The organism is Ornithinibacillus bavariensis, assembly GCF_050433565.1.
Taxonomy (GTDB): Bacteria; Bacillota; Bacilli; order Bacillales; family Amphibacillaceae; genus Ornithinibacillus; species Ornithinibacillus bavariensis.
On the sequence record NZ_JBNPWZ010000007.1, the window covers coordinates 40,522 to 63,342 of the forward strand.

Consider the following 22,821-nt stretch of genomic DNA (forward strand, 5'->3'; position numbering starts at 1 on the left):
TAGGGGAGAATTATTAAGTAAATATGTTGTGATTGTAAAGGGTTTGTAAATAATGTGGATGAATTGAAAAGAGGATAGCCGATCCCTTATAAGTCTATTCTCCTATTCATCGAGATTAAGGTAGACATCCATGGAAAACATGATAAAATTTAAGTAATAATAAAGGGGAAATGTACCATGAACCGTTGGATGAGAAAAATAGCTGTTGCTTTAATTGCCGTATTAACCTTTGGTTTATATACGCCTACTTATTTAATTGCCGACGAAAATAATAATAAGGAAGTAATATCACCAGAAGACTCCAATCGGGGGAACGTCGCTGTCCTTCCGATAAGGCAAGAAGCACAGGAAGAGACAGACATCATTCGTACGTTGACTGAGAAGGCAAAACAACAAAGCTTAAAGAAATTCGGTCCGAAAATTAGTGAAAAAGTAGAAGACGAATTTATGGAAGTAATATTACCAAACATTGAGCTAGCATTAAAGTCAATTGTAAAAGAAGATGAAGCAGCGTACATTTCCATCACAGAACAACCCTCAAACGGCTACGGTGAACGTATCTTCAATCTTCATAATGAACAAACAAATCAAGATATAGCAAAATTTCATGTTCGCAGGGATAATCGCCCACAAGAAGGCTATTGGTTTAATTTTCACTATCATGTTATGGAAGATAACTTTGAACAACATCATGCATTAGGCGAAATATACTATGATAAAAACACACCACCAAAATGGATGGCTTAAAAATCACAAGAACCTCCCAACTTGGGAGGTTCTTTTATACCTTTTCATATAAATTAGTTAGCTGAACATCAAACTCACGCTGTGGCTCATCTAGAGGAAATATTCTAGCCGTTCCATTTTCGTTAACCCGTTGAATGTAGACAGGCTTTCCATTATAGGTAACTTGCTTCATCTCCGGAGATTGAGCAATCTCCTCTGCTCGCATTCGCTGCATAACCTTCCCTCCAAATTAAAGGTGAATTGGCCCCGATTCATTTAGCCCATCCAAATCAACCTCTTGCACATGTTCCATAGAATCAAGCGGAAAAACTTTCGCTGCTTGTTGGTTTACCTCTTGGATAAAAACAGGAATACCGTGATAATTTACATTGACATAAACATCCGCATTCATGATCTCTTGCGCTCTATTTATATCCATTTTTGCCTCTCCTTTTACAGCCTTACACAATTATTGTCAACCACTTTAATGCGTACTATGCAAGGAGAAAATGGGGTTCATTGAGACAATTTACCAATAAAAACTGCGAAGCCATTCTTTTCTTCAGGCATCATTTAAGGGGCACTAGAAAATGTTTCTTTAACCGTAATAGACGGGATTAATTTGGTGACTTTGCAATCCTTAAACTCATCCTCTTCTACTAACCCCAGCTTAAAGGCAGATTCTAATTTTTCTTTGTCCGTTGTTCTTGTTACTATAATAAAATCCTTAAGGTTCATCTCATCTAGTTTCTTCACTGCAATAGCATCATCATAGCTAGTAGATACCCTTATTTGCCTTTGTAATTTGTAATTACCCCGCTGAACTTCCCCTTTTTTCTCTTTTCCATAAGAAGCATCCAAAATGTCATGGAATTTCTTTTTCAAATGATCCATTTCTTGTTTAACTTCCTTTTGCAGCTTATTTAATTCATAATAACGTTTTATTTCCTCTTCCGTAATGGATAACATTCCTTCCATCCCTTATTCCCCCTATCAAAAAATTCTTTCATTCATATCTATGACGACGGAATATGCTTCATGCTAAAAATAGACAAGCCGATGTGATAGAAAGAAAGCATATTTTTTGTTTTAGGGGAATATGAATGGTGAAAAATATGGAGGTGTCATCAATTTGGGACCAAAAATCATAAAAAAAGATTCCTTTCAGCTCATCGGTTATCATCTTTTAACAAACTTACAGAAAATAGGAGAGGAACATATTACTGAAAATATGGTTTCAAGATTAGCTAAAATAAAAGAAAAAATTGAAAATAAAGTTACTGACGATATTTATGTTTTACAACTATATCCGTTTATAGAGGAATTTAACCCCTTTGAAGATTATTATCATATCTTCATCGGCTATGAGGTACAGAAAGTGAGAGGAGTCCCTTCAGAGGCTGATATCTATACGGTTGAAGAAAATATGTATGTCCACACCGAATTTCACGGGAAACGCACCGACACGTATAAGGCCTATGACTTTCTCTATAATAACTGGATGGAAGAAAATCGCTGCATCCCTCTAGGCATGGAACTGGAGATATGGGATAATAATGAAAATCATACAGAAATTTGTATTGCGATTAACAAAATGAAATAATTCTTTTTCTCCTATAAAGCCTTTCTTCCATTGGAAATACTAGCAAAGTGGTCTTTATACCTAGGATAAGCTTCTTATTCTATTCATATAATTTTAAAAAATGGATGAAGGAGTGGAAATAATGAACACGGCCAAGCTTTGGAAGAAAGGCATTCTCCTACTAATGCTAATACTCTTAGCCTTTGCACCATTTACTTCCCTTGAAAAATCACAACCTGTGAATGCCTCAACTGAAACCACCCAGGACCAGTCCCTAGCTGAAAAACTTACTTCCATCTTAACGAACAATTCACTAAATGGCACAACTACAGGAGTTAGCGTGAGAAAAGCGGACACAGGAGAACTACTCTATTCATTTTACGGTGACCATCGCTTACATCCCGCATCTAACATGAAAATACTTACTACCGTAGCTGCCTTAAAAAAGCTCGGACCCGATTATCAGTTTTCTACGGAAGTTTTAACGGATGGCAGAGTACGGGGCAATGTTCTACAGGGCAATCTGTATCTAAAAGGAAAAGGTGATCCCACGCTTCTGAAAGAGGATTTAGATCAAATGGCAGCAAAGCTAAAATCGCTTGGAATTAAGCAGATTAATGGTAATTTAATTGGAGACGACTCTTGGTATGATGATGTTAGACTTTCACAGGATTTGAACTGGTCTGATGAACCATTTTATACTGGGGCTCAGGTTTCTGCTTTAACCCTGTCTCCAAATGAGGATTATGATGCTGGAACTATAATAGTTGACGTACTTCCGGGAAAGAGCGTCGGGGATAAACCAATCGTTACGCTTACACCACAAACAGAATATGTAGAAATTGTGAACAAGGCTGAGACAGTAAAGAAGGATCATTCCAAGACTATTTCAATAGAGAGGGAACACGGTTCCAACCGAATCTTTATCACTGGCGCTATACCTTTAGAAGGGTCTAGTTCAAGATCTTGGGTTTCGATTTGGGAGCCTACAGGATATGCAGTCGATGTGTTTAAAAAATCATTAGAAGAAAATAACATAACCATAATTGGAAGAGGTAGAGCCACTGTGGGTAAAGCACCAGCAAATGCGACCCTACTCACAGAAAGAAAATCAATGCCTTTACATGAATTACTTATTCCATTTATGAAGCTTAGTAACAACGGGCATGGTGAAACACTTGCCAAAGAAATGGGAAGAGCCGTTTATGATGAAGGAAGCTGGGACGAGGGATTACGTGTAATGAAAGAAGTACTTGGAAACTACGGTGTAAATACTAGTACGTTACTACTTCGCGACGGCTCAGGAATGTCACACAAAAATCTGATTCCAAGTAATGAATTATCACAATTATTGTTTGCAATTCAAACTGAGGATTGGTATCCAGCATTTGAGAAGTCATTACCTGTTGCAGGTAATGCAGAACGGCTTGTTGGTGGAACACTTCGCTCTCGAATGCTAAATACAGCAGCAGCCAATAATGTTTTAGCAAAAACGGGATCATTAACAGGTGTTTCCTCCCTATCTGGATATGTGACAACGAAGGACGGTCATAAACTAGCATTCTCCATCATCGTTAATAATTACTTAGGCGCTTCAAGTACGATAACTAAAATTGAAGATCAAATTGCAATAGCACTTGCGGAACACGAGCTGGAATAGGGAATGGTGAGGGCTTAACTCTTTGGGAGTTAGGCCTTTTTTAATTTGGATAAATGACCACTCCTACTAATTAGGACCAAATACCCAAACGACTATAATTTTAATATATAATCATATTGACTAGGTTTTTAATTATATTAATGGAGGTACTTTCATGAGAAAAGGCATCACAAGGCAATTAGGGGTTATTATTATTGGTGTATTTTTAATTTCCTTACTAATAACCTCGGTTTCCAACTATTGGGTTACATATAAGCATACATATGAGGCAGCAGGTATAGAAGCAGTGGGCTGTGCGAATATTACAACTGGTCTAATTAGTCCAGATGATATGGAGGCTCTATTAAATGGTAATATGCAAAAAGCAAAAGAAATACAGGAGAGTATCAACTGGACTGTTGAGCATAAGCATATATTTGAAGACCAGTACATTATTGGACTAGATGGCAAAATTTTAGTAGCAGATAGAAATTTAGAAGACCAAGGTGTTTCTATTGGTGATTCCTTTTATCTAGATAAAAACGTAGTAAAGAAAATTATCGAAACAAAGGAACCAGATTATTCAGAGATATATGAAGAAGCTGGAATGAAACGATTAACTGGTTATGCACCTATTTTTAAAGACAATGACCCCACCCAAGAAGTAATCGCACTTAATGCTATTGACTTTAATGCAAACATTGTTACAGAAAGAACGATTAATTCTGTTAAGAGTAGTGTATTACTTGGACTTATTCCGTTAATTATTGCATGTATTTTTACAATTTTTATCATAGGTAGAAAGACAAAACCACTCTCTACGTTCATTTATTATGCAAAACAAATTGCAGATGGTGACTTAACTGTCGATAAGATAAACGTTAAAAATAAAGATGAGATTGGGCTATTAGCCGAAACCTTAAATCAGATGTCCACAAACCTATCATTAGTCATCCAAGGCTTTAACGAAAGCGCCGATCAAGTGGCAACCTCTTCTAAAGAACTTGTGGAACATGTTAAACAAACAAATGCAACGACCGAGGAAATAGCAGTCACGATGGAAGAATTATCTGTTGGTGTTGAAACACAGGTACGAACAATGGGAGAAACCAGCATAACTATCCGCGAGATGTCAAACGGTATACAGCAAATTGCAGAGAGTGCAAATAATGTATCTAATATCGCACATGAAGCAACTGATAATGCAACAAAAGGAAAGGATTCCGTTATCGTTGCCATTCAGCAAATGAACGAGATTAAACATACTGTAAATGGATTATCACAGATTATTAAAGGGCTGGGAGAACGTTCCAGAGAAATAAACCATATTATTGAAATCATCACCGAAATTTCTGAGCAAACCAATCTTCTTTCCCTTAATGCTTCCATTGAAGCAGCTAGAGCCGGAGAACAAGGACGCAGTTTTGCCGTTGTAGCGAATGAAGTTAAAAACCTTGCCGAACAATCGGAAAAATCATCATCCCAGATTTCAGCTCTAATAAATGCGATTCAGGATGAAGTAGAGACCGCAGTGAATACGATGGATATTGTTACAAATGAAGTTATCGCAGGAATCGGGGTAGTCACTGAGGCTGGAGATTCCTTTGAACAAATAAATAACTATATTCAGGATGTTTCTATAAAGATACATGAGGTTTCATCTGCCGTACAGCAAATGAGTGTTGGAGCTGGTAATATTTCTAACACAATGAATCATATTACTGCTATATCTGAGACAGCTGCGGCCAAGTCCCAAGAAGTCACCTCTAGAACAGAACAGCAAGTTAATCTAATGAATCAGATTAATACTTCTATCCATAATCTCTCTATTGTTGCAGAGCATTCACGTGAGATTATTAGTAAATTTAAAAGCTAAATCCTCAAATTCAGTTCCATGATTAAACCGTTTGAAAAGGTGGTCCCTTCGAAGGTTATATTTTTCAATCTAGCTTTCGGGATATGTACCCCCTTTCATACGGTTATTTCATGTTAGCTATGCATTTTATAATTACTTTTTGTAAGTAAATTATTTATAGTTGCAAAAGGGACAAACACATGATAAGATTACAAATGTTGATAATAAATATATTGAATTAGAGATAATTTATTTCAATATTTTTATCCGTCTTTAATTCAATGATGTACTACATCTAGAGGAGGAATTAATATGTTAAAAATAGCAGTCGTACTAGGTAGTGTGCGTGAAGGAAGAAATGGTGAAGCTGTAGCTAATTGGATGCTTGACTTCGCTTCAAGCCGTAATGATGAAGGTGTGGAATATGAGTTAGTTGACCTTGCTAACTACAGCCTACCATTACTTGGTGCAAAGCTTCCGGAAGCTGGAAAAGAAGAGGCTCAAGCAACTATTAAAGCTTGGTCAGAAAAAATGGCTTCATTTGATGGATATATCTTTGTAACACCTGAATATAATCATGCAGTTGGTGGAGCATTGAAAAATGCATTAGATTACTTAAATGCAGAAGTAAATAACAAAGCTGCAGGTTTTGTTGGTTATGGTAGCCTTGGTGGTACTCGTGCACATGAAAACCTACGTCTAATCTTAGGGGAATTACAGGTTGCAGATGTTCGTACAGCTGTTACTTTCTCACTTCTATCTGATTTTGAAAACTTCAGCGTATTTAAACCTGCTGATTATCATGCAGACAATGCAAATGGTATGCTAGATCAAGTTATCGCTTGGAGCACTGCATTAAAACCATTACGTTCATAATATAAACAACCCCCTCTTAGCATGCTAAGCGGGGGTTTATTACTTATTATTCTAAGCTTTTTTCAAAAACCTGTTCTGCTTTCATTATACATAATGTGCATTATCCTAAAATAAGTCATCAAATAAATCGAACATCTTCTTTTTCTTCTTTTTCTTATAGCCATACGGATTGTACTTTTCATCATACCCATGAGGATGTGTCTTATTTTTATATTCTGGCGTCTCACGAAACTTACGCTCATAGGAATCAAATGTATCCTCATAAAACTGTTGATCCTCTTTCAACCCTGTACTAATCTTTTCTAGTTCACCTCTATCCAGCCATACACCTTTACAACTTGGACAAATATCAATTAAGACATCCCCCTTTTGAACCTCTTTCATTCGTACATTATCACAAATAGGACAGTTCATTTTATCTTCCTCCACATCAGGCTAAATTTTCTTTAATAATTTGTATTTGCTTTAAGGTTCTTCCATCAACCTCTAGTATTTTAAACTTCAAGTTATCTCGTTGCAAAATATCTCCCTGCTGAGGAAAACGAATGAATTCGGTTAGTAAGTATCCTGAAAGTACATCTTCTTCTTCAGGTATCTCCGTATCGAAAATGGAGTTTAGACGGTGTAGCGTGATTTTTCCATCACATATAATTTCTGTATCCGTTAATTTTTCAACCAACTTCTCACTTTCAAGGTCCATTTCATCTTCAATTTCTAACCCGATCATGGCCTCAATAATATCCTCATGTGTAATAATGCCCTCTGTTCCTCCATATTCATCTAAAACAATAGCTAAATGCTTCCGATCCCGTGTCATTTGTCTAAAAATCATCTCAATCGAATGGAATTCAAAGAAAACCATCGGCTCCAAGTCACAAAATGATTCTAGTCTTTTTTCTGGTTCGATAGACCAGGTCAATAAATACTTCGAATGGAACACCCCAATAATATTATCGATGTCCCCTTCATAAACTGGGTATCTTGTATACTGATTTTGAATAACAATATCCCGAACCTCTTCATATGTAGCATCATGAGGAACTGCCACAATATCAATTCGAGGAGTTTTCATAACGTCCTTTACGTTTAAATCCTGGAAATCGAGAACTCCTTTGATACGGTAGGATTCCTCTTGCTTAAATGTCCCTTCTGTACCGGCAATATCTACCATTGCTCGAAGGTCCTCTTTCGATATAGAGACATTGTCGTCGTCATCCTTTGAAAGCCATTTAACTACTAGTCCAGTTAAGCCATTTAATAGAAATGTAAATGGCTTAAATATTATCATAAAAAAGCGAATAATAGGATATACAATATAAGCAATTCGATCTGGAAAAGCAGCAGCTATTGACTTTGGTAGTACCTCTGAGAACACGATAATCGTTACAGTCAAAACAGCTGAAGCAATAGCAATGTTAGCGCCAAGCTCCATCGCTACCATGGTTACTAGAGTAGGTAAAATAATATTAGCAATGTTATTTCCAATCAAAATGGTAGTAATGAATTCACTTGGTTTGGAAACTAGCTCTAACAATTTGGCAGACTTATTGTCATGTTGATTTGCTTTTGTTTGTAGTTTCATCTTATTTGCTGCAGTTAAAGCAGTCTCACTACCTGAAAAGAAAAATGATGCACATAATAAAATGATGATCGCAATGATCACTAGAAAGTTCCCCCTTAGGATTTTCAAACATGAATATAGTAATTAATACTTTTAATATTTCTAATTTAGAACAGAGATCATTCTGGTCCCTATTTACTTATAAATGCTCAATGAACAAACGAATTACATCTGCACCACCTACAAAGGTTCCAATTGAACTCCCAATATTAGCAAAGATGACTACTAAAAGAACACGAGTCACTTTATTGTTCCAAAATCCCTTTAAACTATGAACATCCTCCGTTAGGCTTTCGAAATCTCGGACATTTGGTCTTTTAAACGCAGCTTGAACAAAGCCTGCAAACCAGCCTGCAGCAAGGAATGGTTCCAATGATGTAATCGGTGCTGCAATGAAGGCAGTGACTACAGCAAGCGGGTGTCCAAAGGCAAGTAGTGTACCTAGTGCTGACAACGATCCATTCCATAAAACCCAGCTAATAACCTGGGCAACACCAGCTTCTGCATTTGTCATAAAGGTGTATACAATGAGGGCTATAATGAGAATAGGTATCGACCAGCCAATAAGTCTAGGAATTTTCGATTTTGGTGGTAGCTTGGTGAGAAGCCCTAGGTCATGATCCTTTTTAATTTGCTCCTTGATTCCCGGAACGTGTGCTGCACCTAATACAGCAACTATTTTTTCTCCTGGTGCTTCTTTAATTTTTTGTGCAAGATATTGATCTCGTTCGTCAATTAAAGGTGTCTTTAGCTTCGGGAAGCTTTCTGTAAACTCCTGGAGCATAGAATCAATCATATCTTGGTTTTTCATCTTCTCTAGCTCTTCCTCTGTTATGGTCTCCTTCGTGAAGATGCTCGCTATAACTTGAGTTAACAGCATTGCCTTTCCCTTTAAACCAATGCCGCGCCAGATCCTGGAAAATGTTGTTTGAATATTTCGGTCTGCAAGCACTAAATTTGCTCCAGTTTCTTTTGCAGACTCGATGCCTTGAATCATCTCTTGCCCTGGATTAATCCCAAATTGGCTTGCCATCCGCTTCTGAAAAGAAGAAATAGCAAGATTCATTAATAGCAAGGATGACTTGCCATTCTTAATAATTTGAAAAATGTCTGTATCCTTCCACTTGTTTCCTTCTGTAATCGATTTATATCGTTGCTCATCTAATTCGATACAAACAGAGTCAGGCTGTTCTCTCTCAATCACTTCTTTAACCTGCTCGGCACTGTTTTTCGATACATGGGCAGTACCAATTAAGATAATCTCTTTTCCCTCTATTTGCAATCGTGATATATTTTCTTCGGACATTGGTTACCTTCCTTTGTATCTATATAAATTTAATAATAAACTAGTTTGGAATAAATTTGAATAATTTTACTACTAACTTAGAAAAAACGTAACCGCTTCATTAGGGGTTACGTTTTTCCTAAGTTAGTCTTTCTCATTTATTTCACATCGGAAGGTAATTCATTCGCCACTGTAACCATTGTCTTTCTCTTGTTTTTCGTGGCAAAAATTGTCTAATGTCATCCACATGAAACCCTACCTGTAATCGTTTATCATCAAGCATGATTGGACTTCTTAATAATCTTGGATGTTCATGAATTAGTTCCAACAGCTCTTGTAGTGGAAGGGAATCAATATCCACATTTAATTCTTTATATACCTTTGATCTAGTTGATATAATTTCTTCCGTACCTTCAACCGTTCTTCGCAAGATTTGCTGTAGCTCCTGTACTGTTAAAGGTTCCCTTAAGATATTTCGTTCCACAAATTCTATGTTATTTTTTCTAAACCAATCTTTTGCTTTTCTTGTTGATGAACACGCTGCTCCATAAATCATAACAGTCATCGATCATTCCCCATTTCAACTAAAGTTTTGAAAATCTCATACACTTTTTCCTACATGCCGCTTATACGTTTCAATAAATTGCTTTGGAGAAGACTTCACGGTATACGAGTACACACCACGTATAGTATGTAAGTAAAGAAGGCCAACCCCTTTACTACCGATTTCACGGAAAGACATATCTAAAACTTCCTGAATAGGAAATTCACGATACTCACTCGTAATTTTGCTTTTATATAGACGTAAGTTGCGCCAGTGTTCTAAATCAACCTGTTCCAAACTATCTACCTTACGTTCAATCTTTACATATTCCTGCTCGGCTAATAACTCCACTAAATCCCTCCAGCTAGCGCTTTAGTGACTTATCTCCCGATTCTCTTCTTCCAAGAATCGTATGAAATAATTCATTGCAAATGCAGGCTGCTCTTTAACCGATTTAATATACCGGTCTTTTACGGAATCTACCAAAGCACTACTTTTTTCAATTCGGTTTATAATGAAATCCTCACTTACCTTTATTACTTCTTTGCGCTGTAGCTTCACCTCTCTAGATAAAGCAAAACCAAAGGCACCCATCACCGCATAGATGACTAATGAAAATGTAGTCCTTGTGTCTGGCATAATGAACAACATAAATAACAAATTAATGAGTGAAAACACGATTAACGGAAAAGCCCAAAATGAATATTTTGATATCCTTTTTATGAATGGTGCGATTGCCTCATTTAACGTATCTACTTCTTTCTTGATAAAGCTTGGCATATCAGTTATTGGTAAATAACTCATTAAACATCCCGCCTTCTTAACTATTTCGTTCACGAAAAATCATGATGTATTTTACTAATTCAAGTAAAGCGATTAAGGTACTTGCTACATAGGTCAAAGCCGCCGCATTTAAAACCTTACCTACGCCTTTCTCCTCTTGATTCGTAATCATTCCAAGTGTAATTAATTTATTTCTAGCTCGACTCGATGCGTTGTACTCAACAGGTAAGGTAACGAGCTGAAAAACGACTGCTGCCGCAAAAAAAACAATTCCAATTCCAATTAGACTCGGTATGGAAAAAATGAATCCAGCAATTAATAAAAATGGTGCTAGCTGGGAGCTAATATTCGCCACTGGAAAAAGCTTATGACGAAACACTAGCATGGAATAATGATTCGCATGCTGGATAGCATGCCCAACCTCATGTGCAGCAACCGCCAGAGAAGCGATAGATTTCCCGCGATATACAGGCTCCGAAAGTCGAACAACCTTAGCTGTCGGATCATAGTGATCGGATAATGCTCCTCTTCTTGAAAGCTCAATCCTTACATCAGAGAGTCCTTCACTATCTAAAATTTTCCTTGCTACTTCAACACCTGTCATCCCAGAGGATGAGCCTATTTTAGAACCTTTTCGGAAATTACGCTGTACGAGACTTTGTGCCCACATCGCAAGTCCAAAAGCGATAATTATTAAAAAATCCATTGGATGAAAGAACATGTCTATTCCCCCTAGCTGTTCCTACTCTTATATTCAGACTTGCCAATTTCATCCTAGAATAATACCCTTTTTTTGGAGTATCACTTATCTATACGAAATTACTTTGTACTTCGTTTCACAAATAAAGAAATTTCTAATGATCTTATTTTATTTTTAGTATAAATTATAAATATGAACTGAATATGAACTGAAAAGGACTAGGAACAAAAAATTGTTCCTAGTCCTTTTTTTAGTGCCTGATTGGTATTTTTACTGTGAATGTTGAGCCTACCCCTTCTTCACTGATAACATGAATACTGAACTTATGGATCGATATTATTTTCTTCACGATAGAAAGCCCTAATCCATTTCCATCGATTGAACGGTTTCTAGAACGATCCACTTTATAGAAACGACTGAATAAGTTAGGTATTGCCTCTCCCGGTATTCCAATACCGTAATCTCTAACTAGTACATGAATTTGACCACCAGCAATTTTAATAGCAATTTCGATGGTTCCATTATCATGGGAATATTTTATCGCATTTATAACTAAATTAAGCCATACCTGCTCCATCAAATCCTTATCAGCAAATATTTCAACAGGTTCTAAATCTAGCTCTATGGATAGATTCTTTTTTTCCCACTGTGGCTGGGTTGTTAATATCGATTTTCTTAATTGTTCATCAAGACGATAGGAAACGGGGTGGTATGGATGATGCTCTGAATCCAGTGATGCCATACGTAATAAGTTATCACTTAACCTCGACATTCGTTCAATCTCTTGATAAATAATGGTTAGGTATTCCTTCTGGTCTTCCTTTGGAACTACATCATCCATAATGGCTTTTGTAAATCCTTTTATCGAAGTAAGGGGCGATTGTATTTCATGAGAGACATTACTAACAAAGTCGGCTCTCATCATATCAATTTTTTCTATCTCAGTTGCCATATGATTAAAGCTATCGATTAGTTCCCCAACCTCATCCTGATTTTTGCCTTCCTTTTTCTCCACTCGTACTGAAAAATCCCCTTTAGCAAGCTTTCGTGCAGCATGGGTCAAATTCCTAATGGGTTTTACTAAATAGGTCGATGCTAGAAGAATTAAAAGACTACCAACCATTAACACAATAACTAAAGACATAAAGATTCCTTGTTGAATATCCTCAAACTCATCTTCATAATCAATTCGTGTAATTAGTGCATATTTTTTCCCTGATACGTTAATTGGTACACCTATAATTCTAGCTGACCTGTTATCTTTATCCACCAAAACAACAGGGTCATCAAAGGTATGTCTAAGAATCTCCTCTACATCCTTCTTCCGTATCTGTAAACGATCATCGCCTTCATTCACAAAAAATGTATATTCCCCATTGGTAATAAGGATATTTAAATTCTCATCATCAAATCCCCTAATCAATTCCGGTATGCTTTCTGGTCCTGTTATTTGAATTACCTGGGCAATACCCATGGATATTTTTGATAATTCCTCCTTAAATATTTCTTCTTGATTTAGAGAGAACGGTGTTAAAAAATAGGAAATAAAAATACTGATTATTACTACAGAAATAAATGTCTGTACAATTTTTAAATACAGGCTTCTAAACATCCTTGTCCTCCAGCCTATACCCAAGACCTCTTACGGTCGTAATCGTTATATCTTCAAATACCTCTAGCTGTTCTCTTAACCGTTTTATATGCACATCGACTGTCCGTTCATCACCCTCATAATCATAGCCCCAGATTTTCTCGATTAATTGATTTCGGGTGAATATTTTTCCCGGTGAACTAGCTAGCACAAACAATAACTCACATTCCTTTTTCTTTAATGAAACTGTCTCCTCTTCCGTATAAACAGTTAAACGGTCTTTATCAATAGTAACTGACCCAAGCTTAATTCTATTTTCAATGTTGATATTATAACGCTTTAACAAAGCCTCAACTCGCAGAATCAATTCCACTGGATCAAAGGGCTTTACTAAATAATCATCTGTCCCTGCGCGGAACCCCTTTACCTTATCCTGTGACTCCGCCTTTGCCGTTACCATCAGAATAGGGATGTCTAAAAAGGAACGAATATCTTCTGTGAGTTCATAGCCATCCACATGTGGCATCATGACATCGACAATTGCCAAGTCAATCGTATTTTTTCCTAGAAGATGTAGCGCTTCCTTACCGTCAGCCGCCTCAATCACATGATAATGACTATTCTCCAAATAAAGCCTTATTAATTTCCGTATATGTGCATCATCGTCTACAACTAGGATTGTATTCATGTTTCTTTCCTTCCTCAAACGTATTCTAATGCTAGTTTAGCGGATAGCTATTTAAACGTAAAATAGGAAGTTGTGTTTTTTATATTTCCATCAATATTTTCTCAATGAACTACTAATACTATGACAAAACCATTAAGGAGTGAAAACAAATGAAAAAAAATTACATGAGAATTCTTTTCTCTATCGTATTGATTGCAGCATTATCTGCTTGTGGCACTAACAATAATGATAATGATAATGCTAATCAAGATAACCAAAATAATCATAATAACCAAGATAATCGAGATAAACCAAATCAAAATAATGACAATATCTCAAGCCTTAGTACAGACCAGTCCAGTGATAACTACCCACATACGCAGCCAATACAAACGCAAGAAGCTAAATATAGGTTCCAGGAGATTCCGAATGGACAAGCTCCATCACCGAATACTGGGACAAATAATCTAGAGAAACAAGAACAGCCACAGAACCAGCCTGCTAAGCAGCAACAATCAAATCAAAGTTATTCCCTTAGTAATTTTGAAAGTGATGTTGTTACGTTAACGAACAAAGAACGAGCACAGGCTGGAGTTCCCGAACTACAAATTGACCAAAGCTTAAGTCATGTTGCAAGGGAAAAATCGAATGATATGCAGCGAAAAGGGTATTTCTCCCACACTAGCCCAACATATGGTTCACCATTTGATATGATGCGTGACTTCGGAATTACCTACAAAGCAGCTGGTGAGAATATTGCCCAAGGGCAGACCACACCTGCGGACGTAGTAAATGCTTGGATGAATAGTGAAGGACACCGTGAGAACATCTTAAATCCAAATTTCACCCATATCGGTGTAGGATATGATCCAGATGGACAGCATTGGACACAGATGTTTATTCAAAAATAGGCTTTATGGAATAGGCTGAGGCCAGGACAATAACCCAGTAAATAAAGAAGAGTGGTACTCGCTAAAACAGGTGAATACCACTCAATTTGTGTACACAAACAAGGACACCTTTTGATAAAATTAAAGTTAACGAACAATAATTTTTGGAGGTGTCCGTATGTTTAAACATTTCTCATAGCACTCATTATTAAACCCAAATTTGGGCTAAAAAGTAGTACCAAAAGGTGTTTCAAAATCTAGGTATCGACTACACCCTTTATGAAAGTGTCTTAACGTACATAAATAGCCTGTTTTTCACTTTAAAAATCCCTTCGCGCACAAAACATCCGAAATGTTTGACGGCACCTCTTTCTGTAGCGATTTTCTCATCCTGGAAATAAATAATCCTCGTAGGTTACTTCAACTTATAAAGTCGCTTCTTTTACATTAATGACCAATAGTATCATTTTCGCCATTTAATGGTTTTACTATTTCTCCATCTTTATCTATTACAATACTTTCAGTTTTCTTATCTTCGGTAATAAACAAAAAGTAAGTTAAAAGACCAGTAATAGTAGCCGTTGTTAATATAATCAAACTTCTTTTTTTCATCGTTGACTCCCTTCTCATATGTTTTAAATTATTTGATTGCCGTTACCTTATATGTTTGTCCTTCAATTGGGTTATCAACGACAAAATAGAAATACTTTTTTGTAATACGTTATATGGTGCTCCATGGGAGATAATAAGATTCAGATACGTCCAATGGACTTGAGAGCATAGTGTGCGTATTGACCCCAAACCCTCCTTTTTTAGAGGTGAGTTTAAATTTGATTTAGTCCACCAACCCCATACGAAAAGCCATTGCTATGATTTGTGTTCGATTCTTTGCTCTCAATTTAATCATTAATTTTTGGATATAATCTCGTACTGTAAACTCACTTAAGAACATTAATTCTGCCATTTTCTTATTACTATAGCCTTCTGTGAGTAAATGAAGAACGGCTAATTCTTTTTCTGTAAGATCTAGAGGATATTTGTATCTTTTTCCCATTTGCTTCCGTGCTAAATACATCCCTAAACGATCCCCAACCTTTTCTAAAATATCAAGCTGGAGCTTTGTACAATCAAAAGGTTCTCCACGCTGATCAAGGGTAAGCCATCCGTATAACTCATGCTCATGTGTAATCGGTATAAAAATAATAGAGGACAGTTCAAACATCTCAATGGCTACTTGTTGTACATATGGGTCTGGCTTTTTTAGAAATAATGGCCTTTTCAAAGCAAAAACTGGCTCAGATTCTATTTTCCCCCGTAATAAATGAACCTTCGCTAATTCCTCACCAATCACTCCTGAGAATTCCTTTAACCATGGATTATAGCTTACAAATACACAGCGCTTGAATCCGAATATCTCTTCTACTCTAGCTACTATATAAGGTAAATCTTCCGTTCCATTTCTTTGAATGAGGACCTCACTAAATTTTTCTAATTGCTGCAAATATTTTGGTTTTCTTTCCGTTATTTCCAGGGGATGTTCCACCCAATCTATATAATAGGTTGTTACCTTATGTAACAATTCTTTATGAAAACCTAACAGCGCTTCTTGATTGGATTGTTTTTGCTCAACGAGAACACTCTTAAATGATTCATGAAGTATTTCTAGGAAAATATAAGGATCTGATACTGACATATCATTACTAAACATTTGTACCCAATGATTCAGTTGCATTTCTTCAATTTTAGTATATTTGATCTGTGATGTAACAAAGTCGGTAAATGCTGTGACAAATTGATAGAGTCCTTGCTTCTGATTGGTTTCTATATGTCTATTCTTTTCTATTAATATAGCAGCACAGTTCATGATTTCATCCTGATTAATCTTACTAAATAATAAATACTGGAATTCGATTTCCTTCATAGTAAACACCTACATTTGCATGGGAAATATCCGTAAAAACACCTATTAAACTATGTTTATTATGACACAAAAGTCCTATAAAATGAAATTGAAAGATTTATATTTTAGAGTTATTCAAAGGGGAATGAATATGGATTTCAAAAAAATAATGGTCGCAGGTAGTGGTGTATTAGGTAGCCAAATCGCCTTCCAATCAGCATTTTTTGGTTATCATGTAAACGTATATGATATCAATGAAGCTGCTATTAATGTAGCGAAGGAACGTTTTTCTAAATTAAAAGCTGTCTATGCAGGCTACTTCCAGGATACAGATAAAGCAGAAGCTGCAATTGGTCGTATATCTTTCTACACCAATTTAGCGGATGCAGTAGCAGATGTAGATTTGATGATCGAAGCTGTTCCAGAGGTTGTAGGTATTAAGCAAGATTTCTATCAAAAGCTTGCAGAGGTTGCACCAGAGAAAACGGTATTCGCTTCAAACTCTTCTACCATGTTGCCAAGTCAATTTGCAGCGTTTACCGGTCGTCCTGAAAAGTTTTTAGCACTACATTTTGCTAATTCCATTTGGCAAAACAATACTGCTGAAGTTATGGGACATCCGGGAACTGATTCTAAATATACAGAGCAAGTAACTGACTTTGCTCGCTCCATCGGTATGATTCCTTTCGTACTAAAGAAAGAGCAGCCTGGTTACATCCTTAATTCTTTATTAGTACCACTTTTAGATGCAGGTCTTTCTTTATGGGCAAACGATATTGCAGACCCTCAAACAATTGATAAAAACTGGATGATCTCAACAGGAGCTCCAAATGGTCCATTTGCAATTCTCGATATTGTCGGTATGGAAACACCATACAACTTAAATCTAGCAAAAGCAGAGCTAGACCCTACTTACAAAGCAATTGCAGAAAAACTTAAAACGGAAATGATTGATCAAGGTAAAATGGGAGTGTCTTCTGGTGAGGGCTTCTATAAATACCCGAATCCAGCATTTCTAGAGCCTGACTTTTTAAAGCAAAACTAAATAAAAAGAACAAGTGCGATAGCAAGTTAGTTGGCTTGTTATCGCACTTTTATTTTTATACCTATTTGTATATACGCAATCCTAATATAACTATCGTATTAGTTGTTCACTTTGATTTTCAGGAACGACCAATCCACTCGTTACGCCCGATTTCTTGGGGGAATTACTCTTTTGGCTACCGGTTTTGGATTCTCCATCCAATTTCGGGACGCAATAGCGCTTTTGCTTACCGGTTTTGGCTTCTCCTACCATTTTCGGGACGCAAATCAGCTTTTGCTTACCGGTTTTAGCTTCTCCTACCATTTTCGGGACGCAATAGCGCTTTTGCTTACCGATTTTGGCTTCTCCTACCATTTTCGGGACGCAATAGCGCTTTTTGCTTACCGGTTTTAGCTTCTCCTACCATTTTTGGGACGCAATTGAGCTTTTGCTTACCGATTTTGGCTTCTCCTACCATTTTCGGGACGCAAATCAGCTTTTGCTTACCGATTTTGGCTTCTCTTACCATTTTCGGGACGCAATAGCGCATTTGCTTACCGATTTCGGCTTCTCTTACCATTTTCGGGACGCAATTGTGCCTTTGGTTACCGTTTTTAGCTTCTCCTACCATTATTCGGGTTAAGCTACTATTCTATTTGCAATCCCTAATGTTCATGTCGCAATAAACCATCATTAATAATTCTAGATACAGGAACCATTGTAGCAAACATTCTACCAAATAGTATAATTCAAAAAAATCACTAACAAAATTTGATTTATTATGGTTAAATATAATTAATCATGTTATTAGGAGGAAAAACAAATGGATGGTTTTCATATTGGGGACATGCTAGCGCAGTTGTTTTTTCTTGGTTTTATCGTATTAGTTATCGTACTAATTGTAGGATCAATCCGCTCAAATAGGAAGATGAAAAACCGACTAAATCATATAGAAAAGAAGCTCGATACTCTAATAAACGATAGAAGCGATAATTAGGTACAATTTACCCTTCCCTACTTGTGACTATCGTAGGATTACGAACAATCTATGTTAGGATAAACTAGACCTATGCATGGTAAGTCGTTAGGGTGGGATTTTCACTTCCCTCTGGATCCATTTCATGGTGAAAGGGGGGATGCCTTTGGAATTAGTAGTATCAATTCTGATGTTACTAGTCGCAGCTGGTTCATTTTTGATATCGTTGCTTGCGTTCATTAGGCAGTTAATTGATGATAAGATTAACAAAAAGTGAACCCCCACCCGTGACGGCTAATCACTTTTTTGGGTGAGGGTTCTTTGTTCATTTTAAATGAATAAATGTTCAGAGGGCATTCCACACCTGAACTTCTTAACCATGCGAGCCGGGGATGGTCGGAAACATCCTCGGTTCATCCTATGCAGATTTGCCATTTATTATACATATCCCTCCTTTTTATGTCCACACCTATCTAACATTATTTATTTATTATCCAAAGATATATAATTAACTGAATATTTATGCTATGATTCTAGAGATAATATTTTCTAATTAGAGAGGGATTCGCGATGAAGGATTTTGAATCTACATTACAAAACTATTATTCTAGCTGGAATGAGGGCTTTAAGACAAAGAACGATACGCATATTCGTAACTTTATTTCTGAAAGCTTTGTTGGGTACTGGGCCTTTTCGGGGATTGAAAAACCAGAGGAGTATTTTTTCGACTATGATATTGTTTCCGTTTTAAATCAATACAAGGAAGATACAAAAAAGGAATTTAACGTAATAATCAAAACAGAGCGAAAGAATGGCGAGAACTGTTTGGTTTTTGGCACTGAAACAAGCCTTATCGAAGGAAAGCCTCATCAGGCTAAAGTGATGTATGTTTGGGGCTTAGAAAATGAAGAATGGAAGTTGCAGCGAGAGTACATCGAGATGGAACAATAAGATTTATTTAATAAACTTTTGAATCTGTAAAGGATGAAAAAAATGAAAGCAAAACTAGAAAGAGCAATCTTTCTTCGATCACAAAATAGATTAATAGAATCCAATAGCTTATTACTGGAGTTGGTTAAAGCTCATCCAGAGAATGCAGTAGTTCATTATCAATGCGCTTGGAGCTTCGATGTGTTAGGGAAAGAATCAGATGCTGTTCCTTATTATGAAAAAGCAATTGCTCTAGGATTATCCGGTGAGGACCTAGAAGGCGCATTATTGGGATTAGGAAGTACTTATCGTACGCTTGGTAACTATGAAAGGTCTAAGCTAACCTTTGAAAAGGGAATAACCTTGTTTCCGAACAATCATGCCTTACGTGTGTTTTATGCCATGACTCTATATAATCTGAATCAGCCAAAGCAGGCAATGGAAATACTATTAAATTGTTTAGTTGAAACAACTTCAGATGAAAAGGTAAAACAATACAAAAGAGCAATTCAGTTTTATGCGGACAAGCTTGACCAGGTTTGGGAATAAATCGAGGTTTTAAATTCACTAATTACTGGACGTAAGGGGTAACTAAATGTTTCATCATAAAAGCTTTCGTGCCATTTGGCTTAGCAATGCTACCTCCGAATTAGGAGGGGCTTTACTTACAGCTTGTAACTCCATATTAATCTACCAACTAACTGGCTCAGCAACTGCACTTGGTTCTGTTTGGCTAATCTATTATATCCCTTCATTTTTCATGCAGCTTTTCATTGGTCCTTATATCGACAGGTGGAGCCGAAAATGGATCATGATAGGCTGCCAAATCATACGATTTCTTCTAGCACTAGGGCTACTAATTTCACTATTACTTGATAACTTTACTATCGTATTTATATTGGTTATCCAAATCATTATTGGCTTAATCATGCCTATATTCTCCCCTGCTAATCAAGCAATTTTGCCAACTATCATGGAAAAGGAACAGCTTTCAAGAGCAAATGCCTCATTAGATAGTGTTAGACAAGTTATGGTTATTACGGGGCCGATTGTTTCCGGTGTATTTGTTGACTTCTTCGCATTAGAATGGGTAATTAATATTATTGTTCTTGCCTTTGCAATCAGCACCATTCAGCTTCTAAGCATTCATGAAAACTATCAACGAAGCAAAACTAGAAAACCTTGGCTTCATGAGTTCCAGGAAGGGCTAAAACATTATGGGAAACATAGACTAGTCGTTTGGCTTGGGGTATTTTTTGGATTTGTCCAATTTGGAGTCGGTGTAACTATTGTTACCACGATACCTTATATTACGACAATTCTTGATCAGCCATATTCAGCCTATGGGATATTTATGGCCGGCTTTCCGATTGGTTACCTCATTGGAGCATTTATCAATCAAAAGATAGGCAATTTAAGAGGTTTAGGTATCCTTTTTGCAACTTTATTTATTGGTGGCTGTACATACCTTTCCCTTGGGTTTACACCTTGGTACACACTAGCTGTAATAACCGAACTGATTGCTGGAATAGTGATAGCATTGTTTAATATTTATAACATCACACTTATCCAACAGGTCATTCCCAATGATGTCATGGGAAAAGTAACTTCTGTTCGCTTATTAATCATGCGAACCATGATGCCATTAGGGATATTATTTGCTACGATAAGTGCGGATTTTATTGGAATTCGAGTGTTGTATTTGGTGATTGGAAGTGTTATTTGTATAACTGCCGCCTTCGGATATTGGTATTTGAGTCGGCAGCAATTATCGCAAACTGTGCCATTATAATATTTCCGACATAATTCATGAGTTGCCCATATAAAAGTGCCATGGATCCCCCCATGGCACTCATTCATTTCCAAGTTACTGCAAAACGTTTTATCCGTTCTCCTACTTCATCCCGACACTCTAGAACAGGTTCAAGGTTAAATATAGCCCTATTAATGTGATAAACAAGATAGGAATTGTTAGCAGTATACCCGTTTTAAAATACGTACCCCATGAAATTTTCACACCCTTTTGAGACAAGACATGGAGCCATAATAGGGTAGCTAATGAACCAATTGGTGTGATTTTTGGACCTAGATCGGAACCAATAACATTAGCATAAATTAGTGCTTCACGGATTACACCCGTTGTATTCGTATCCGCTATTGCGATTGCATCAATCATGACGGTAGGAAGATTATTCATGATGGATGATAGGATTGCCGCAGTAAATCCCATGGAAACTGTTGCAACAAATAATCCCTGGTCTGCAGAAAGTTGGATAAGATTAGCTAGTAGCTCTGTTAATCCAGCATTCCGTAATCCAAATACAACAACATACATGCCAATAGAGAAAAAAACAATCTTCCAAGGTGCCCCTTTGATAACGGACACTGTGTTAACTACCTTACTTCTTCTAGCGACTAGTAAAAAGAAAATGGCAATAACCCCAGCAACAACTGAAACTGGTAAATTGATAAATTCACTAATAAAATATCCGACTAATAAGACTGAAAGGACATACCAAGAAACACGGAACAGCTTTTTGTCTTTAATCGCTTCAGTCGGTTCCTTTAATTGGGTAATGTCATACTCTCTCGGAATACTTTTTCTAAAGTAAGTAAATAAAACAAGGATTGTTGCGACTAGTGAAAATAGATTTGGAATGATCATTCTTATTGCATACTCTATAAACCCTATATGAAAGAAATCTGCAGAGACGATGTTGACTAAATTACTCACAACAAATGGTAATGAAGTCGTATCTGCGATAAATCCACTTGCCATAATAAATGGAAAGACCATCTTTTCCTTAAAATTTAGGTTCCGAACCATGGCTAGGACAATTGGAGTAAGTATTAGTGCTGCTCCATCATTAGCAAAAAAGGCTGCAACTATTGCACCTAATATACTTACATAAAAAAACATCCGTATTCCATTACCTTTAGCTATTCTCGCCATATGTAAGGATGCCCATTCAAAGAAGCCAATTTCATCCAATATCAAAGAGATAAGAATGATTGCGACAAATGCTAATGTTGCATTCCATACAATTCTCGTAACCTCTAAGACATCTTGAAAATCAACCACCCCAAAGAGTAGTGCAAGAATAGCCCCTCCACATGCAGACCATCCAATGGATAATCCTTTTGGCTGCCAGATTACTAATGCTAGTGTGGCTATAAAAATAATGATTGCTAGTATAATCGTTGCTGACAAAATAGTTCCTCCTTAAGTTAC

General features: G+C 36.7%; 29 protein-coding genes. 12 read left to right on the top strand and 17 right to left on the bottom strand.

Annotation, left to right across the window (positions count from 1 at the left end; all coding sequences use genetic code 11):
- Positions 1-177: 177 nt before the first annotated feature.
- Positions 178-747 (top strand): YpjP family protein, encoded by a 570-nt coding sequence (locus HNR27_RS12735; RefSeq protein ID WP_212920143.1) that lies wholly within the window; start codon positions 178-180, stop codon positions 745-747.
- Positions 748-781: 34 nt separating this feature from the next.
- On the opposite strand, the gene HNR27_RS12740 is transcribed toward HNR27_RS12735, so the two are convergent.
- The 3 genes from HNR27_RS12740 to HNR27_RS12750 all read right to left on the bottom strand — a co-directional run bounded on the left by HNR27_RS12740 (position 782) and on the right by HNR27_RS12750 (position 1,704).
- Positions 782-961 (bottom strand): H-type small acid-soluble spore protein, encoded by a 180-nt coding sequence (locus tag HNR27_RS12740; RefSeq protein WP_429340003.1) that lies wholly within the window; start codon positions 959-961, stop codon positions 782-784.
- Positions 962-976: 15 nt separating this feature from the next.
- Positions 977-1,165 carry an H-type small acid-soluble spore protein gene (locus HNR27_RS12745; RefSeq protein WP_212920141.1) on the bottom strand — a complete coding sequence of 63 codons (189 nt, stop codon included), beginning with the start codon at positions 1,163-1,165 and terminating at the stop codon, positions 977-979.
- A gap of 134 nt (positions 1,166-1,299) precedes the next feature.
- Positions 1,300-1,704 (bottom strand): hypothetical protein, encoded by a 405-nt coding sequence (locus HNR27_RS12750; RefSeq protein WP_429340004.1) that lies wholly within the window; start codon positions 1,702-1,704, stop codon positions 1,300-1,302.
- Between the two features lie 121 nt (positions 1,705-1,825).
- Between HNR27_RS12750 and HNR27_RS12755 the strand changes: the two genes are divergently transcribed.
- From HNR27_RS12755 to HNR27_RS12770, 4 genes are all read left to right on the top strand, one after another.
- Positions 1,826-2,329, top strand: coding sequence for a GyrI-like domain-containing protein (locus tag HNR27_RS12755; protein ID WP_429340005.1), 504 nt, complete (start codon positions 1,826-1,828; stop codon positions 2,327-2,329).
- A 121-nt stretch (positions 2,330-2,450) separates the two neighbouring features.
- Positions 2,451-3,968, top strand: a complete 1,518-nt coding sequence (gene dacB, locus HNR27_RS12760) for a D-alanyl-D-alanine carboxypeptidase/D-alanyl-D-alanine endopeptidase (protein ID WP_429340006.1) — start codon at positions 2,451-2,453, stop codon at positions 3,966-3,968.
- Between the two features lie 154 nt (positions 3,969-4,122).
- Positions 4,123-5,823: a methyl-accepting chemotaxis protein gene (locus tag HNR27_RS12765; RefSeq protein ID WP_429340007.1), complete on the top strand. Its 1,701-nt coding sequence runs from the start codon at positions 4,123-4,125 to the stop codon at positions 5,821-5,823.
- Between the two features lie 291 nt (positions 5,824-6,114).
- Positions 6,115-6,678 carry an NADPH-dependent FMN reductase gene (locus HNR27_RS12770; protein WP_429340008.1) on the top strand — a complete coding sequence of 188 codons (564 nt, stop codon included), beginning with the start codon at positions 6,115-6,117 and terminating at the stop codon, positions 6,676-6,678.
- A 105-nt stretch (positions 6,679-6,783) separates the two neighbouring features.
- Here the strand turns inward: HNR27_RS12770 and HNR27_RS12775 are convergent, their stop codons facing one another.
- The 9 genes from HNR27_RS12775 to HNR27_RS12815 form a co-directional block, all read right to left on the bottom strand.
- Positions 6,784-7,092 carry a TFIIB-type zinc ribbon-containing protein gene (locus HNR27_RS12775; RefSeq protein ID WP_429340009.1) on the bottom strand — a complete coding sequence of 103 codons (309 nt, stop codon included), beginning with the start codon at positions 7,090-7,092 and terminating at the stop codon, positions 6,784-6,786.
- A gap of 16 nt (positions 7,093-7,108) precedes the next feature.
- The gene (locus tag HNR27_RS12780) at positions 7,109-8,341 is read right to left on the bottom strand and encodes a hemolysin family protein (RefSeq protein ID WP_429340010.1); all 1,233 of its coding nucleotides are present in this window, start codon (positions 8,339-8,341) and stop codon (positions 7,109-7,111) included.
- Positions 8,342-8,438: 97 nt separating this feature from the next.
- On the bottom strand, positions 8,439-9,605 hold the full coding sequence (locus tag HNR27_RS12785) for a TraB/GumN family protein (RefSeq protein WP_429340011.1): 1,167 nt from the start codon (positions 9,603-9,605) through the stop codon (positions 8,439-8,441).
- Between the two features lie 142 nt (positions 9,606-9,747).
- The gene (locus HNR27_RS12790) at positions 9,748-10,149 is read right to left on the bottom strand and encodes a Spx/MgsR family RNA polymerase-binding regulatory protein (protein ID WP_212920132.1); all 402 of its coding nucleotides are present in this window, start codon (positions 10,147-10,149) and stop codon (positions 9,748-9,750) included.
- A 36-nt stretch (positions 10,150-10,185) separates the two neighbouring features.
- The gene (locus tag HNR27_RS12795) at positions 10,186-10,479 is read right to left on the bottom strand and encodes a hypothetical protein (protein ID WP_429340012.1); all 294 of its coding nucleotides are present in this window, start codon (positions 10,477-10,479) and stop codon (positions 10,186-10,188) included.
- Positions 10,480-10,500: 21 nt separating this feature from the next.
- The gene (locus tag HNR27_RS12800; protein ID WP_429340013.1) at positions 10,501-10,932 is read right to left on the bottom strand and encodes a DUF5392 family protein; all 432 of its coding nucleotides are present in this window, start codon (positions 10,930-10,932) and stop codon (positions 10,501-10,503) included.
- 16 nt (positions 10,933-10,948) lie between these two features.
- Positions 10,949-11,632, bottom strand: coding sequence for a zinc metallopeptidase (locus HNR27_RS12805; protein ID WP_212920129.1), 684 nt, complete (start codon positions 11,630-11,632; stop codon positions 10,949-10,951).
- 229 nt (positions 11,633-11,861) lie between these two features.
- Entirely contained in the window at positions 11,862-13,223 is a 1,362-nt protein-coding gene (locus HNR27_RS12810) for a sensor histidine kinase (RefSeq protein WP_429340014.1), read from the bottom strand.
- Positions 13,216-13,890, bottom strand: a complete 675-nt coding sequence (locus HNR27_RS12815; RefSeq protein WP_212920127.1) for a response regulator transcription factor — start codon at positions 13,888-13,890, stop codon at positions 13,216-13,218. Before HNR27_RS12815 ends, HNR27_RS12810 begins: the two co-directional genes overlap by 8 nt.
- A 149-nt stretch (positions 13,891-14,039) precedes the next feature.
- Here HNR27_RS12815 and HNR27_RS12820 point away from each other — a divergent pair, with 149 nt between their 5' ends.
- Positions 14,040-14,780: a CAP domain-containing protein gene (locus tag HNR27_RS12820; RefSeq protein ID WP_429340015.1), complete on the top strand. Its 741-nt coding sequence runs from the start codon at positions 14,040-14,042 to the stop codon at positions 14,778-14,780.
- A 426-nt stretch (positions 14,781-15,206) separates the two neighbouring features.
- Here HNR27_RS12820 and HNR27_RS12825 read toward each other — a convergent pair whose 3' ends face one another.
- Complete coding sequence (locus HNR27_RS12825) at positions 15,207-15,371, bottom strand: hypothetical protein (RefSeq protein ID WP_429340016.1); 165 nt, start codon at positions 15,369-15,371, stop codon at positions 15,207-15,209.
- Between the two features lie 223 nt (positions 15,372-15,594).
- Positions 15,595-16,680, bottom strand: a complete 1,086-nt coding sequence (locus HNR27_RS12830) for a LuxR C-terminal-related transcriptional regulator (protein WP_429340017.1) — start codon at positions 16,678-16,680, stop codon at positions 15,595-15,597.
- Between the two features lie 130 nt (positions 16,681-16,810).
- Between HNR27_RS12830 and HNR27_RS12835 the strand changes: the two genes are divergently transcribed.
- Complete coding sequence (locus HNR27_RS12835; protein WP_429340018.1) at positions 16,811-17,704, top strand: 3-hydroxyacyl-CoA dehydrogenase; 894 nt, start codon at positions 16,811-16,813, stop codon at positions 17,702-17,704.
- A 90-nt stretch (positions 17,705-17,794) separates the two neighbouring features.
- Here the strand turns inward: HNR27_RS12835 and HNR27_RS12840 are convergent, their stop codons facing one another.
- Complete coding sequence (locus HNR27_RS12840) at positions 17,795-18,058, bottom strand: hypothetical protein (protein WP_429340019.1); 264 nt, start codon at positions 18,056-18,058, stop codon at positions 17,795-17,797.
- Positions 18,033-18,263, bottom strand: coding sequence for a hypothetical protein (locus HNR27_RS12845; RefSeq protein ID WP_429340020.1), 231 nt, complete (start codon positions 18,261-18,263; stop codon positions 18,033-18,035). The genes HNR27_RS12840 and HNR27_RS12845 overlap by 26 nt, the downstream gene beginning before the upstream one ends.
- A gap of 243 nt (positions 18,264-18,506) precedes the next feature.
- On the opposite strand from HNR27_RS12845, the gene HNR27_RS12850 reads away from it, so the two are divergent.
- From HNR27_RS12850 to HNR27_RS12870, 5 genes are all read left to right on the top strand, one after another.
- Positions 18,507-18,680 carry a DUF4083 domain-containing protein gene (locus tag HNR27_RS12850; RefSeq protein ID WP_429340021.1) on the top strand — a complete coding sequence of 58 codons (174 nt, stop codon included), beginning with the start codon at positions 18,507-18,509 and terminating at the stop codon, positions 18,678-18,680.
- 145 nt (positions 18,681-18,825) lie between these two features.
- Complete coding sequence (locus HNR27_RS12855) at positions 18,826-18,936, top strand: putative holin-like toxin (protein ID WP_244853432.1); 111 nt, start codon at positions 18,826-18,828, stop codon at positions 18,934-18,936.
- Positions 18,937-19,229: 293 nt separating this feature from the next.
- Positions 19,230-19,610: a DUF4440 domain-containing protein gene (locus tag HNR27_RS12860; RefSeq protein WP_429340022.1), complete on the top strand. Its 381-nt coding sequence runs from the start codon at positions 19,230-19,232 to the stop codon at positions 19,608-19,610.
- Positions 19,611-19,652: 42 nt separating this feature from the next.
- Entirely contained in the window at positions 19,653-20,138 is a 486-nt protein-coding gene (locus tag HNR27_RS12865; RefSeq protein ID WP_429340023.1) for a tetratricopeptide repeat protein, read from the top strand.
- A gap of 46 nt (positions 20,139-20,184) precedes the next feature.
- Complete coding sequence (locus HNR27_RS12870; protein ID WP_429340024.1) at positions 20,185-21,381, top strand: MFS transporter; 1,197 nt, start codon at positions 20,185-20,187, stop codon at positions 21,379-21,381.
- A 120-nt stretch (positions 21,382-21,501) separates the two neighbouring features.
- Here HNR27_RS12870 and HNR27_RS12875 read toward each other — a convergent pair whose 3' ends face one another.
- Positions 21,502-22,800: an arsenic transporter gene (locus tag HNR27_RS12875; protein ID WP_429340025.1), complete on the bottom strand. Its 1,299-nt coding sequence runs from the start codon at positions 22,798-22,800 to the stop codon at positions 21,502-21,504.
- Positions 22,801-22,821: the final 21 nt, after the last annotated feature.